General features: G+C 34.6%; 10 protein-coding genes and 1 tRNA gene. 4 read left to right on the forward strand and 7 right to left on the reverse strand.

Annotated features, from left to right (window positions below):
• Positions 1-249: 249 nt before the first annotated feature.
• Positions 250-4659, forward strand: coding sequence for a T9SS sorting signal type C domain-containing protein (locus tag FEM21_RS16750; protein ID WP_051627421.1), 4410 nt, complete (start codon positions 250-252; stop codon positions 4657-4659).
• Positions 4660-4745: 86 nt separating this feature from the next.
• On the opposite strand, the gene bioB is transcribed toward FEM21_RS16750, so the two are convergent.
• From bioB to FEM21_RS00565, 4 genes are all read right to left on the reverse strand, one after another.
• Complete coding sequence (gene bioB / locus FEM21_RS00550) at positions 4746-5831, reverse strand: biotin synthase BioB (RefSeq protein WP_035656680.1); 1086 nt, start codon at positions 5829-5831, stop codon at positions 4746-4748.
• A gap of 97 nt (positions 5832-5928) precedes the next feature.
• Positions 5929-6366: a hypothetical protein gene (locus FEM21_RS00555; RefSeq protein WP_035656681.1), complete on the reverse strand. Its 438-nt coding sequence runs from the start codon at positions 6364-6366 to the stop codon at positions 5929-5931.
• A gap of 68 nt (positions 6367-6434) precedes the next feature.
• Positions 6435-6872 (reverse strand): hypothetical protein, encoded by a 438-nt coding sequence (locus tag FEM21_RS00560; RefSeq protein WP_035656682.1) that lies wholly within the window; start codon positions 6870-6872, stop codon positions 6435-6437.
• A 105-nt stretch (positions 6873-6977) separates the two neighbouring features.
• Positions 6978-7916, reverse strand: coding sequence for a bifunctional riboflavin kinase/FAD synthetase (locus FEM21_RS00565; protein WP_035656684.1), 939 nt, complete (start codon positions 7914-7916; stop codon positions 6978-6980).
• Between the two features lie 212 nt (positions 7917-8128).
• Between FEM21_RS00565 and FEM21_RS00570 the strand changes: the two genes are divergently transcribed.
• Entirely contained in the window at positions 8129-10801 is a 2673-nt protein-coding gene (locus FEM21_RS00570; RefSeq protein ID WP_035656686.1) for a reprolysin-like metallopeptidase, read from the forward strand.
• A gap of 47 nt (positions 10802-10848) precedes the next feature.
• Here FEM21_RS00570 and pth read toward each other — a convergent pair whose 3' ends face one another.
• From pth to FEM21_RS00585, 3 genes are all read right to left on the reverse strand, one after another.
• On the reverse strand, positions 10849-11475 hold the full coding sequence (gene pth, locus FEM21_RS00575; protein ID WP_035656688.1) for an aminoacyl-tRNA hydrolase: 627 nt from the start codon (positions 11473-11475) through the stop codon (positions 10849-10851).
• Positions 11476-11741: 266 nt separating this feature from the next.
• Positions 11742-12353: a 50S ribosomal protein L25/general stress protein Ctc gene (locus FEM21_RS00580; protein WP_035656690.1), complete on the reverse strand. Its 612-nt coding sequence runs from the start codon at positions 12351-12353 to the stop codon at positions 11742-11744.
• A 91-nt stretch (positions 12354-12444) separates the two neighbouring features.
• A complete protein-coding gene (locus tag FEM21_RS00585; protein ID WP_035656692.1) occupies positions 12445-13386 on the reverse strand; it encodes a ribose-phosphate pyrophosphokinase in 942 nt (313 codons plus the stop codon).
• A gap of 288 nt (positions 13387-13674) precedes the next feature.
• Between FEM21_RS00585 and FEM21_RS00590 the strand changes: the two genes are divergently transcribed.
• Together FEM21_RS00590 and FEM21_RS00595 are read left to right on the forward strand one after the other, a co-directional pair.
• Positions 13675-13754 (forward strand) — tRNA-Leu (locus FEM21_RS00590).
• 115 nt (positions 13755-13869) lie between these two features.
• The gene (locus FEM21_RS00595; protein WP_035656693.1) at positions 13870-15024 is read left to right on the forward strand and encodes a glycoside hydrolase family 88/105 protein; all 1155 of its coding nucleotides are present in this window, start codon (positions 13870-13872) and stop codon (positions 15022-15024) included.
• The last annotated feature ends 244 nt before the right edge of the window (positions 15025-15268 follow it).

Genomic DNA, 15268 nt, shown 5'->3' on the forward strand with positions numbered 1-15268 from the left:
GTAATTATACTGCAAAGATTTGTATTTTTTCGCCACTAATTAATCAGTCTTAATCTATGACGAAATAATTAATTGTATATGTAGTTTTTGACTTTATTTTATTGTTAAAACAGGTATTTTAACGATGAAAAACTTCCTTTAAGCGATTTTTTTATTAATTTTATCTCAGATTTTTAGACCCCCTAAAAAATCAAATGAGCTTGATAAATTTTGTCAGGCTGTTTGTTTATTTTTTTAAATGTAGGGGTCATGAAAAAAATCTACTTTCCTTTTAATTTACCATTAAAAAGGTTTAAAACCTTCTGTTTTTTATTGGTAATTTTTTTATCAATCTCTTCTTATGGGCAAGATGTTAAGAATCATCTGCATAATTCTTTGCCTGGATCAGGAACTTTAGAGATACCCGCAGGTGTAGGTATGTCTGGGAACTCAATAAAAGTTCAAACTTGGGGAGCTGGTGGTGGTGGTGGTGGTCCTGCAACACTATTGGGTCTTCTTAATGTGCTCAATGTAGGTGGCGGTGGAGGCGGTGGTGCATTCCATGAGGGAAGTCTAAATAATGTAGGTGAAGATCCAGACAATATAAAAATTGCTTACACTATTGGAGCAGGAGGAGCAGGAGGAACTCCTACTACTGTTGATGGAAGAAATGGAGGGAATTCATTTTTTTCTACTGTCTCAGCTAATGGTGGTAAAGGAGGAGCAGCTGGAATACTTTTAGGAGGAATATTAAATTTGTATGCTTCGAATGGGATAGGTGGCCAAGGAGGTCAGGGAGGCAATTTTTCTGGAGGGGATGGTTTTACAGCTGGTCTTCTGGGGCAAGGTATTGGTTTAGTGAGTGGCGGCGGTGGTGGTGGTGCCGGTTCTGGTGGCGCTGGTAAAGGCAGTAATGTTGATATACTTTCTCAGGCAGGTGGAGCAGGCGGAATAGCTAATGGAAGTGATGGCGGAGCAGGCGGTAAAGGTGGAGATGGTATTACTGCTTCAAATTTGACTCATGGTAATGGATTAGCTGGTGGTTTTCCGGCAGGAGGTGGAGGAGGAAGTATTACTGTGTTAGATGTAATAGGTCTTTTTGGTCGTCCATCAGGAGGTGCAGGAGCTAATGGTCAAATAAAAGTAACTTATACTTGTCCAGTTTATACTGTTTCAAATATTACTGCTGATCCTGTATGTGTTGCACCTGGAACTACTGTTGTGACCTTGAATGGTTTTTTGCCTATAGGAAAATATACTGTAACTTATGATGTTAGCTCTCCTTCACAAACCGGACTTCAGGCAGCTAATGTAAGGGTTACTACAACAGGAACTCTAAAGTTTACAGTAACAGGTTTAACGACTGTAGGGACAAGCCGAATAACTATAAAAAATATAAGATCAGTTGATTGTTCAACTAATATAGATAAATACGTTGATGTAACTGTAAATCCTAATTTAAATGCAAGTGTTAGTATTGCAGCTTCTCCATCTGGGGCTATTTGTTATGGTACACCAGTAACTTTTACAGCTACGCCAACTAATGGAGGAACAGCACCAGTGTATCAATGGAGAATAAATGGAGTAAATGTTGCGGGTGCTAATGCTGTAACTTATACTAATTCGACTTTAATAAATGGTGATGTAGTTAGTTGTGTGATGACATCAAATGCTTCTCCTTGTCTTACAGGAAGCCCGGCAACATCTAATTCTATTACAATGACAGTGTCAGGACCAGCGGCAAACCCAGTTACTGTTTGTATTGGAGGTGCAGGAAGTTTAACAGCATCGGGTTGTGTTGATGGAAGTGCTGTTTCGGTTGCGAAAAATCCAAGCGCTAGAACAAATTCGAGTACAGGTTCAAGTTGGACTATAAATACAGCTACTGCTTCTTCTAAAGTAACTGTTGGAATACTTGGAAGTGAAAGTGTTATAACTAATAATCTTCAGGCTACAACATTTGGTTTTGCCATTCCCTCAAATGCTAAAATTACAGGAATACAAGTTGTTGTAAATAGATATAGTAGCGATAATAGTAGTTCTAGATATGTTAGAGATAATACTATACAGTTAATAAAAACTACTGGGGTAGTAGGGGTTAATAAAGCAGTAACCGCTAGTAACTGGTTGATTACTTCAAGTAACGTTAATTATGGAAATGAATCTGATTTATGGGGTACAACATGGACACCAGCAGAGATTAATAGTTCAAGTTTTGGAGTTGCCTTGGCGGTAAATATTAGTGCTTCGGGTCTGTTAGGGGATGTAACAACAGCTACTGTGAGTTCTATAGGGATTACAGTTACTTATTATATTCCAAATCCTGTAAATTGGTATACGGTTTCATCTGGAGGTACATCAATAGGTACTGGTACTTCTTTTAATCCAGTTGGAGTTGCTAATTCAGGATTAGCTAATACAAATATTGCAGGAACACATACATATTATGCCGCCTGTTCTTCTGCGCCAGAATGTAGAACACCTGTTAAGTTTATCATTAGTGGTGTGCCTACTATAGCTACTATTTCTACACCAGCAGCATTATGTACTGGAGGTATATTGAATCCATCAGTTCCATCAATTACCACTAACAGTTCTGTAATTACTGCATCTGGTTGGCAATTAGAAACCGCAGTTGGAAGTGGTACTTATGCGAATTTGACAGTTCCTTATACGGTTTCTTTAGCTGATAGTGGTAAACATATTAGGTATTATGTTAACGCCAACTGTGCAACAGTATATAGTGATCCTGTATCAATAACAGTAAATAGTATTCTTGCACCTGTAATAGGTACTCCTACAGAACCTATTTGTACTGCGCCTACAGCAAATGTGGTTGTAAATGGTTTGTCAGGAAGCTGGATAATAAATGCTACACCTAATGTAGGATTGACAGGTTTAACAGGTTCAGGAGCAACTGCTACAATTGCAGGCTTAACACCGGGAACAACTTATAATTTTACATTTTCTAATGGAAATTGTACATCTGCAAATTTTTCAGTTGTAGTAAAGAAATTGCCTGTAAAAACATGGAAAAATGGTGTGTGGGATGGTGCTGATCCAACAATCGATGAAAAAGTACTATTCGAATCAGATTATAATATAAATAAGAGTGTTACGGCTTGTTCTTGCGAAGTAAAATCAGGTGCTGTTGTTGTCTTTAATTCAGGGTATTATTTGAAATTAAGAAATGAATTAATCGTAGATTCTAATGGTTCGCTTACTTTTGAAAATAATGCGAGTTTGGTTCAAATAAATAATGTGTTAAATACAGGAATTATTAACTACAAGCGTATTACTACACCGGTAAATCGTTATGATTTTACCTATTGGTCTTCGCCAGTTGTAGGTATGACTTTAAAACAATTATCTCCTGGAACATTCTATGATAAATATTTTAAGTATAACAATGCCTGGGTGTCTATAGTTCGCGAAACAGCTATGGACATAGGGGAAGGTTATAGTGTTCGAGCACCACAGATAATTGCTATTAGCGGAAATCCTGCAAATTATCCGGCAGTTTTTAAAGGAGTGCCTTTTAATGGTGAAATAAGAAAGAATTTAGCAGGTGATAAAGTGTATTTATTAGGGAATCCTTATCCATCAGCTATAAGTGCAGATGCATTTTTATTAGCAAATGAAACAAAATTACAAGGAACTCTTTATTTCTGGACACATAATTCCCCTCCTAGTGAGTACATCAGTGGGGATAAAAAGTATAATTATACAGCTAATGATTATGCTACTTATAATCGTACAGGTGGTACGGCTACAAAAGCTGCTATACCGGATTCTAATTTAAATTATCCGGATATTAATTCTAATATTCCTAATGGTTATATTACTGCTGCCCAAGGCTTTTTTGCTCCGACAAGTGTAGTGGGAGGGGAAATAGTTTTTAATAACAGTATGCGGCTTTTGACTAATGAAGTAATGGATAATTCACAATTTTTCAAATTGAGTGATACATCAAAATCAAATGTAACAGATGCTACAACGACAATAGAAAAAAACCGTGTATGGTTGAATTTAACGAATGAAGAAGGTGCTTTTAAGCAAACATTGGTGGGCTATATTACGGGGGCAACTAATGATTATGAAGGAAAATTTGATGGTGTAAGTTATGATGGAAATGAATACCTGGATTTTTACAGTGTGAGACAAGATTTGAATTTAGCTATTCAGGGGCGGGCTTTACCTTTTCAGGAAAAAGACAGTATTGTGTTAGGTTATAAATCGGCTATAAAAGGAGATTTTAAAATTAGTATTGATCATTTGGATGGGGTTTTGTCAAATCAGCAGATTTTTGTTGAAGATAAAGATCTACAAGTGCTTCATGATCTTAAAAAAGCGCCTTATTCTTTTACTACCGAAAAAGGTATTTTTAATAATCGATTTGTATTACGATATGAGGATAAAAATGCTGTAATTGAAGATGTTGATGTTCCTGTTGAGGGTGTGGTAATTTCGACTAAAAATAAAATAATTACTATTGCCGCTGACGATGCTATAATTGAAACTGTTGCTGTTTATGATTTTTCAGGAAAACTTGTATATGCTGATAATGAGGTTAATCTGGAAAGCACAACCATTAGTAATTTATCAACTGCTCATCAGGCTTTAATTGTGCAGGTTGTATTAGAAAATGGTAAAAAAGCAGTAAAGAAAATAATCTATTGATATAACTTAAAACCATAACCACTTTTAAATAGAAAATCCATCTCGTTTTAAAACGAGATGGATTTTTTTATTAATGTTTGTTGTATTTATTTTCCTTTAACAGATGCTTTAATATTACGTTCGATAGTATGTCCTGGACGAGACCATTTTGGTTTTTCACCTAAAGAAGCATATTTAGAATCGGCTGCTTCGACGGTTTGTGGTTGCACCACTTTTGTAAAAGGTTTTTGCGGATTCAAACCTAACAGTTCGAACATTTTCATGTCTTCGTTAACATCAGGATTTGGAGTAGTTAATAATTTGTCTCCAGCAAAAATAGAATTGGCTCCAGCAAAAAAGCACATGGCTTGTCCTTCGCGACTCATATTGGTTCTTCCTGCTGATAAACGTACTTGAGTTTCTGGCATTACGATACGGGTTGTAGCTACCATTCGAATCATTTCCCAAATTTCAACTGGTTTTTCTTCCTCCATTGGAGTTCCTTCAACAGCAACAAGTGCATTAATAGGCACTGATTCTGGTTGCGGGTTTAAAGTAGAAAGTGCTACAAGCATTCCTGCTCTGTCTTCGATACTTTCTCCCATTCCGATAATTCCTCCGCTACAAACCGTAACATTAGTTTTACGAACATTTTCTATGGTTTCTAAACGGTCTTCAAAAGCTCGTGTTGAAATAACATCTTTATAATAATCTTCAGAAGTATCTAAATTATGATTGTAGGCATATAATCCAGCTTCGGCTAGACGTTGTGCTTGATTCTCAGTAATCATTCCTAGTGTACAACACACTTCCATGTCTAGTTTGTTAATGGTACGAACCATTTCTAATACCTGATCAAATTCAGGTCCGTCTTTTACGTTTCTCCAGGCTGCTCCCATACATACACGGGAAGAACCTGTAGATTTAGCACGCAAAGCCTGCGCTTTTACCTGACTAACACTCATTAAATCATTTCCTTCAACACCTGTATTGTATCGTGCTGCTTGCGGACAATAACCACAATCTTCTGAACAACCTCCTGTTTTTATAGATAATAAAGTAGATACCTGAACCACATTAGGATCGTGGTGTTCTCTATGAATCGAAGCTGCTTCAAAAAGCAAATCCATCATAGGTTTATTATATATAGCGATAATTTCTTCTTTTGTCCAATTGTGTTTTGTAATACTCATTGTATTGTGTGTTTTGATGCGTCAAAAGTAGTCAAATTGTTCAAAATAGCAATGCAATAGCTTTAAAAAGGAATGGAACAGAAAGAACCATATTGGATTAATCTGATGAAAATTGATTGTTCCAATACAACATTAGCAATAGTGTTACAATAACAGAAGAAGCAATACCCTCAAATAATAGAGATATTGAATACATATCAATAGAAGGCTTTCCTCCAAAAAGGAAAGTTTCTGATAGGGATTGTAAAAATTCATCACTTTGTTGTAAATAGCTATAAATAACTAATCCAATAACGCTCAGGATAACTCCAATAACCGAAGTGAATAAAGCTGAGGTTGCATTGGAAACAAACTTCTTCTTTCCTTCATTCAGGTTCATTTGGATAGTTCTATTTACGCCATAAAAAACAAAAAGCACATTTAAAAAACGTAAATAGAATATATGAGTCAGATTTAAAACTTGCATTAGCAAAAAATAAATCCCAATGGCTAAGAAAATGATAAATCCATTTACAATTTCTTTAGGTGGTTTCATTTTGGATTGTTTTAAAATTAAAAAATTAATCTTAAACTAAGGTCGGTGGTTTTTAATAGCTGGTTTTGTTAATCTGATGGATATTTCTTTTTCCAGAATAACATTGATGAAAATGTAACAATTACAACCGATACAATTCCTTCGATAAGTAAAGAAATATTATAAGTCATAACTGAAGGTTCACCTACAAATAATAAGGTGTCAGAAAGTGTTTGAATGTATTCGTCTCCACCTTTGGAGTAAATATAGGCAACTAAACCTGCAATGCTTAAAAGTACACCGGTTAATCCGGTGATTAATGCAGAGATAGCATTTTCGGCAAAATTGGTCTTGCCTTCAGCAACATTAGATTTTAAAGTCTTGTTAACTCCGTAATAAATAAATAGAATATTGAATAATCGTAAGTACACTTGATCAGAAAGTTTTAAAACTTCCATTAACACGAAATAAAGAGCAATACCTATAAAAATAATAACTCCATTATATAATTCTTTTGGCAGTTTCATACGCTTAATTTTTTAAGGGTTAAAAAATAATTGTTTGATAAATAAGGCGTTCTCTATCAAATTTACGTAAAAAAGAGGAGCGATTTTAAAAAAAGAATAGTTTTTTTATTGCAATTTTAAAGAATTTGTAAATAAAAGTGTCTGGATTTTATCTTTTTCGATTTGTTCTTTCAATAAAGCTACAGAATCGAATTTTTGTTCTGTGCGAATGTGTTTCAGGATTGAAACAGTAATTTTTTGATTGTATAAGTCTCCTTCGAAATCTAAATAATGAACTTCAATCGATAATTCCTGTCCGCCAACAGTGGGATTGTGGCCAATGTTCATCATGCCATATACTTTTTGATTATTGATTTGGCTGGACACAATATAAACTCCTTTTGACGGAATAAGTTTGTAGTCTTCTTCGATTTTTAAGTTGGCTGTTGGAAAACCGATAGTTCTTCCCAGTTGTTTTCCCTGAACTACAGTCCCAGTTAAAAAATAATCGTATCCGAGATATTTATTTGCTAAAGTTATATTGCCATCATGAATGGCATTTCTAATTTTAGTAGAGCTTATCGAGATATCATTAATTTCCTGAGCCGATATTTGTTCGACTTCAAAGTTGTATTTTTCGCCAAATTCAATCAAATTATTAATATCGGCAGTTCTGTTTCTTCCAAAACGATGGTCGTAACCAATAATTATTTTGTGGATTTTAAATTGCTCAACCAATACTGTTTTTACAAATTCTTCGGCTGTTAATCTTGAGAAACTTTCGTCAAAAGGATGAATTACTAAATTCTGGATCCCTAATTGCTCTAATAAATTGATTTTTTCAGAAATGGTATTGAGTAATTTTATTTCTGAACTTTCCTGTAAAATCATTCTTGGATGCGGAAAAAAAGTCAGTACAAGACTTTCATATTTTTCATCTTCAGTGTACTGAATTACTTTTTCAAGTATTTTTTTATGCCCAATATGTACTCCATCAAAAGTGCCTAAAGTAAGGATTGTTTTTTTTGAGGAACTGAAATCTTTTATAGAATGAAAAATCTTCAAAGCAATTATTTTATAATGCTGCAAATTTATACTATCTAATTTAAATTTAGCCGTATGCCAATCGTGTTTTTTGAAGTATTTGTGTTAATTCTATCAAAAAAGGAAATATTATTTAATAAATTAAATGCTTCGCTAGGTTTAATTAAAAGCAATTTTGTTGAATCTATTTTGACATAAATACTTTATTTTTGGAAGATAAATATAAGCTGGTCATGAAAATAAATAGTGTATTCGTATTTCTGTTGTTGTGGTTTTCTGTAATTAATGCTCAGGATACAGAACCTTGGAAAAGAATTAATTCTTCTACGACTCAAATTACGAATAAACTTCTTGATAAATCAGAAGTTAATGATGCTGTTTTGTTTCAATTGAATGAACAGGTTTTCAAAGCTCAATTAACTTCGGTTCATGATAAAGGAACTTTAAAATCGGATGTTGTAATTACAATTCCTAATGCTAATGGAGTTTTGGAAAAATTCTCCATTCATGAAGATTCTAATTTCGAACCCGAACTTCAGGCAAAATTCCCGGATATTCGTTCTTATTCAGGAATTGGTATAACAGATACAAAAGCTGTTATCAATTTTAGCATGTCTCCTTTAGGAATTCAAACCATGATTACCCGAAATGGGAATCAAATGGAATTTATAGAAAAAGATACTCAAAATGAGGATTTATATGTTGTTTTTGATTCTAAAAATAAGCTGAAAGAACGTTTGCCTTTTGTTTGTTCTACGGAGAAAACAGTGAATTCGAATAAAAAAACGACAACTCAAAATGCTAAATTAGTTTCGAGTAATCAGGTATTTCGAACTTTAAGATTAGCATTGTCTTGTACTGGCGAATATGCTGCTTTTCATGGCGGTACTGTTAACGGAGCTTTAGCAGCTATGAATGCGACAATGACTAGAGTTAACGGAATTTTTAATCGTGATTTAGCGGTAAAATTAGTAATTATTGCCAATAATAATTTGGTGATATATACCAATGCTTCGACAGATCCTTATTCTGATGCAGGACCGGGAGTGGGTACTTCGACTGTTGCCGGAAGATGGAGTGCAGAATTACAAAATAATTTGAACTCAGTTATAGGAAATGCTAATTATGATATTGGACATTTATTTGGTGCGTCTGGTGGTGGTGGAAATGCAGGTTGTATCGGTTGTGTTTGCGATACTGGCAAGGGTAGCGCTTATACTTCGCCATCTAATAATATTCCTATAGGTGATGCTTTTGATATTGATTTTGTGGCACATGAAATGGGGCATCAGTTAGGGGCTAATCATACTTTTTCTCATGAACTGGAAGGGGCTGGTGTAAGTGTTGAGCCGGGAAGCGGTTCTACGATTATGGGATATGCGGGAATTACTACTGATTATGATGTTGAACAGCGTTCTAGTGACTATTTTTCTTTTGCAAGTATTGCTCAGATTCAAAACAATTTGGCAACAAAAAGTTGTCCTGTAGTTTCGACTATAAGTGCTGCTGTGCCAACAGTAAATGCTGGTGCAGATTATACAATTCCTATGGGAACGGCTTTTGTTTTAAAAGGAACAGGAGGGACTTCTTCATCTGCTACTTATGTTTGGGAACAAAATGATTCGGCTACATCGGCCAGTGGTGATTTAAGTATTGCTTCGGGTTCTAAAACGAATGGACCTATTTTTAGATCTTTTCCTCCTGTAAGTACTCCTGTGCGTTATATGCCCGCTTTAGAAAATGTTTTGGCAGGAAGATTGTCAAGCAGATGGGAATCGGTTCCGACAGTTGTCCGAACGCTTCATTTTGTTTTAACCGCCAGAGATAATGCTGCAGAAGGATTGGCTCAGACTATCTCAGATGAAATGATTGTAAATGTTAGTGGATCGGCAGGACCATTTGAAGTGACTTCTCAAAATATAGATAATTTGAGTTGGTTTCAAAACAGCAATCAAACTATTAATTGGAATGTAAATGGGACAAATAGTTTGCCGGGCGCTTCCAGAGTGAATATTAAATTGTCTATAGATAACGGACTGACTTTTCCAATCACTCTGGCTTCAGGAGTTGCTAATGACGGTTCAGAAACTATTGTTGTACCTGATGTTTCGGCTCAGTTTTGTAAAATATTAATTGAGGCTGCTGATAATATTTTTTATGCTGTTAATGCTAAAACATTTTCTATTGGCTATATTGTAGATTCCAGTTGTCAGACTTTTGATTTTGAAGGGAATTTTGTGATTCCTGAGCAGGGAAATTTTGCTTCGCGAGTGGTAAATGTACCTTTATCGTCGTCTGTTGTTAATGTGAATGTAAGTGTAGATGTCACTCATGCTTATTTTTCTGATGTACAAATGGAATTAGTAAGTCCGGAAGGAACTGTTGTGAAATTACTTTATAATGGATGTACAAGTACTAATGGCCGCTTGAAGCTGAATTTTGATGATTTTGGAGGTGCTTTGTCTTGTGGAAATACTACTTTACAAACTGTAGCTCCATTAGGTGTTTTAGGTAATTTTAGTGGTGAAAATCCAAATGGAAACTGGTCATTGCGTATTCGTGACATTTTTACAAATGATACAGGAGTTTTAAATGCAGCTTCGATTACTGTTTGTACTCAGGATTATACTTTGATGCCAAGTGGCGAAATTAATCAGGATTTAAGGGTGAGTTCTAATCCTAATGATGGTAATTTTAATGTAAAATACAATAGTGCTTCTTCTAATGAAGAAATTCAGATTTTAGTTTATGATGTTTCAGGGAAAAGATTATTTGATCAAAAATATTCAAATAATGGCGGCTTTATTCAGGATGTTCAATTGCCAAACAAACCGCAGGCGGGAATTTATTTTGTGGTTTTAATGGATGGAGATGCTAAAAAGACGACTAAAATGATAATAAGATAAGCTGTTGAGATATATAATGAAAAGGCTGGAAAATTTTCCAGCCTTTTCTATTTTCCATTAAAAGATGTCATGGTGTTTTCAAGACCTGCAGTTCCAAAAGATTTAATGATTTCAGAAGCTACTTCCAGTCGTTCAGGAAGGAGTTCTTTTTCCTGGTCGTTCCATTCGCCTAAGACATAATCTACCTGTTTCCCTTTTTTAAATTCGTCACTGATTCCAAAACGAAAACGCGTGTATTGATTCGTATTTAATACTAAATTGATGTTTTTTAATCCGTTGTGACCGCCATCGCTTCCTTTAGGTTTAATGCGGATAGTTCCAAATGAAAGATTTAAATCATCGGTAATTACAAAAATATTCTCCAGCGGAATGTTTTCTTTTTCCATCCAGTATTGAACTGCTTTACCGCTCAAATTCATGTAGGTGTTGGGTTTTAAAAGAAAAAAACTTCTTCCTTTGAATTTGTATTCGGCTAGTGCGCCTAATTTTACGGTTTGGAAATCAAGACTTTCTTTTTTTGCTAAATAATCTAATACTTTAAAGCCAATGTTGTGACGGGTATTTACATATTCGGCGCCTATATTTCCTAAACCTACAATTAAAAATTTCTTCATATTGTCTATGTTTTCTTCTTTTGATGGTGATGAAAACAGTTTTGTAATCCATTTTATCATGGGGCAAAAATAGTATAATTTGCTTATTAGTTGATTTGTTAAATGGGTTTATTTGTTGTTTTGTAAATTAGAAGTGCTGGTCTAGCCCTGACAGCAGCGGTATCCTTTTTCTGGTCTCGTTTTTTTGTAACGGGACCAGAAAAAGATTTAGCGAATGGCAGGTGGATTCGTAATTTGAAAGTACAATGGTTGTTGCTTCTTAAAAAAGCATAGCGCAAAAAAAAGCACCAGTAAAACTGATGCTTTTAAGTATGATTGAAAAAAGATTATTTTTTCTTTCCTTTTGCAGGAGCTTTTGCAGCTTTTGCAGCTTCTTGAGCCGCTTTCATAGCAGCACGAGAAATCTTCACTTGACAAATTACAGTATTGTCTGGGTGCATGATTTTGAAGTTTGGAGTAGGTACTTTAGTAACGTATAATTTGTTACCCATGTCTAAAGGTGTGATGTCTGCTTCAACAAAATCAGGAAGATTTTTAGGTAAAGCTTTCACTTTTAATTTACGGTTACTTATACGTAAATCTCCACCTGCCATAACTCCTTTAGAGTTACCAATGATTTTTACAGGAACTTCAATAGTGATTTCTTTGTCATCATACAATTGGAAAAAGTCAATGTGTAAGATTTTGTCAGAAACAGGGTGAACTTGAATGTCTTGAAGAATCGCGTTGAATGATTTTCCGTTACCCAAGTCGATCACAACTGTGTGAGCGTTTGGAGTGTAAACCAAGTTTTTGAATGCTTTTTCTTCTGCTGAAAAATGAACTGGTTGATCTCCTCCGTATAACACGCAAGGAACCGCTCCAGCATTACGTAAGGCTTTAGTAGCTACTTTGCCCACGCTTTCTCTTTCTGATCCTTTAATTGTAATCGATTTCATTTTAAATATTTATATAGTTATTAATTAAACTCTTTTTGAGTGCTGTTCTTTAGCGCTTTTTGTAGTGAGATTGCTTCGTTCTTCGCAATGACTACATTATAAATTTTCCACTAATGGAGTTGTTGTTTTGTACCATTTGCATTACTTCGGCAAAAAGTGGCGCACAACTTACTACTTTGATTTTCTTTGATTCTCTCTTTAATGGAATAGAATCAGTAACAATTAATTCGCTTAGTTTAGATTCTTCTATTCTGTCATAAGCTTTGCCTGATAAAATAGCGTGAGTACAAATAGCTCTTACGCTTAATGCCCCTCTTTCAATCATTAAATCGGCAGCTTTTGCTAATGTTCCTCCTGTATCAATCATGTCGTCTACAAGGATTACATTTTTTCCTTTTACCTCACCAATTAATTCCATGGTGTCGATAACGTTAGCTTCTTTACGTTGTTTGTAGCAAATAACAACATCAGATTCTAAGAATTTAGAATAAGCATAAGCTCTTTTTGAACCTCCCATATCTGGAGAAGCAATAGTTAGGTTTTCTAACTTTAAGCTTTCTACATAAGGAAGAAATATTGTTGAAGCAAAAAGATGATCTACTGGTTTTTCAAAGAATCCCTGGATTTGATCAGCGTGTAAATCCATTGTCATGATTCTTGTTGCTCCGGCAGCTTCCAGCATTTTAGCAATTAGTTTTGCTCCAATTGGTACTCTGGGCTTGTCTTTGCGATCTTGTCTTGCCCAGCCAAAGTATGGCATAACTGCTGTAATATGTCTTGCTGAAGCGCGTTTTGCTGCGTCAATCATTAATAATAACTCCATTAAATTATCCGTATTAGGGAAAGTAGAGCAAACAATAAATACGCGTAAACCTCTGATAGACTCTTCGTAGGATGGTTGGAATTCGCCGTCACTATAATGTGACATAGAAACTTTACCTAATGGAATGCCGTATTCTTTAGAAATTTTTTCAGCTAGATAGACACTTTGTGAACAAGCAAAAATTTTAGCTTCTGGTTCTTTTTGTGACATTTAATTTGTTGTTTTATTCCGCTGTGCTTTGTAACAATATGACTTGAATGTTTTTTTAAAGTCTTATATATGTATAAATACCTCGGATGGAGTTAGTTAGTATGTGCTGTTTTAACGAGCTGCAAATTTAGAAAATTAATTTGACTGTGAAAGTAAAATTTTAAGATTTTTTCTTAGAATGTTTGAGAATATTTTCTACATTTGCACCGTGTTAAAGGAAAAGACATTTAACTACCATTAAATGTCTCTTTATTGCGTGAAATAACTGTTGTTATTTCTGTCTGCTAAGCCCGGATGGCGGAATTGGTAGACGCGCTGGTCTCAAACACCTGTGGGAAACCGTGCCGGTTCGACTCCGGCTCCGGGTACAAAAGCCTCTTCGAAAGAAGAGGCTTTTTTTATTTTATACCATCAATTAAATTGATTTTTTACTGCGTAATTTATTGTTTTTAGTTAATATTGGAATCTCTAAAAATAGTACCTATGAATCTTAAAAACTCATTTTTTGTCTTAACAATTTTTATTTCTTTATTATTTGGGAATTGTAAAAGTGTTACAGTTAAGCATGATAAAAAAATCAAGGAATCTAAAGCAGAAGTCTTAGCTATTATTGATAAGGTTAATAATCGTTGGCAGGATACACATCCTGAATTGGGTAATTCTTTCTGGCATGTAGCGGCTTATCATACAGGAAATATAGAAGCTTATAAGGTTACAAAAAATAGAAAATATGTGGATTATTCGAATGCTTGGGCAGAGAAAAATCAATGGATGGGAGCCAAATCAAATAATAAGTCTGAATGGAAATACAATTATGGTGAAACGGATAAGTATGTATTGTTCGGTGATTGGCAGATTTGTTTTCAAACGTATATTGATTTATACAATTTTACAGGAAAAAAGGATGACTATAAAATTGCCCGCGCCCGTGAGGTAATGGAATATCAAATGAGTACCGCCGCTAATGATTACTGGTGGTGGGTTGATGGTTTGTATATGGTAATGCCTGTGATGACAAAGTTGTATCATGTAACTGGAAACGAAATGTATTTAGAAAAACTACATACTTATTTAAGCTATGCTAATAGTATTATGTATGACGAAGAATCAAAACTGTATTTCCGTGACGCTAAATATGTTTATCCTAAACATAAAAGTGCCAACGGTAAAAAAGATTTTTGGGCTAGAGGCGATGGGTGGATTTTTGCCGGCTATGCCAAAATTATTCAGGATTTGCCCAAAAATGCAAAGCATAGACAGGAGTATATTAATCGATTTAGAGACATGGCGAAAGCATTGGCAGCTGTTCAGCAAAAAGAAGGTTATTGGACAAGAAGTATTTTAGATCCTGAGCATGCGCCAGGGCCGGAAACTAGTGGTACGGCATTTTTTACCTATGGCTATTTATGGGGAATCAATAATGGAGTTTTGGATAAAAAGACATATTTGCCTGTGGTTGAAAAGTCATGGAATTATTTGATAAATTTTGCTCTTCAGGAAAATGGTACAGTTGGGTATGTTCAGCCGATAGGAGAAAAAGCAATTCCTGGTCAGGTGGTTGATAAAAACTCTACTGCTGATTTTGGTGTTGGGGCTTTTTTACTAGCGGCGTCAGAGATGTACCGTTTTGTAAAATAATGTAGATTTTATTTAATTATATAAAAGTCGGTATAGATTCATATGAATCTATACCGACTTTTTTTAACTTTTATTTGTATATAAAGCGTTTCTGTTTTATGATGTTGTTCTTCTTAAATAATTAGTTATTTTGTAATTATACCAATATATTTTTATTATAGATTTAAAAATATCTTAATTTTTAATAACTAATACTAATTTACCCCTCTATTAATCTTATTATTCCCCCCTATATTAACCTAAG

Source organism: Flavobacterium seoulense, assembly GCF_000695795.1.
Classification (GTDB): domain Bacteria; phylum Bacteroidota; class Bacteroidia; order Flavobacteriales; family Flavobacteriaceae; genus Flavobacterium; species Flavobacterium seoulense.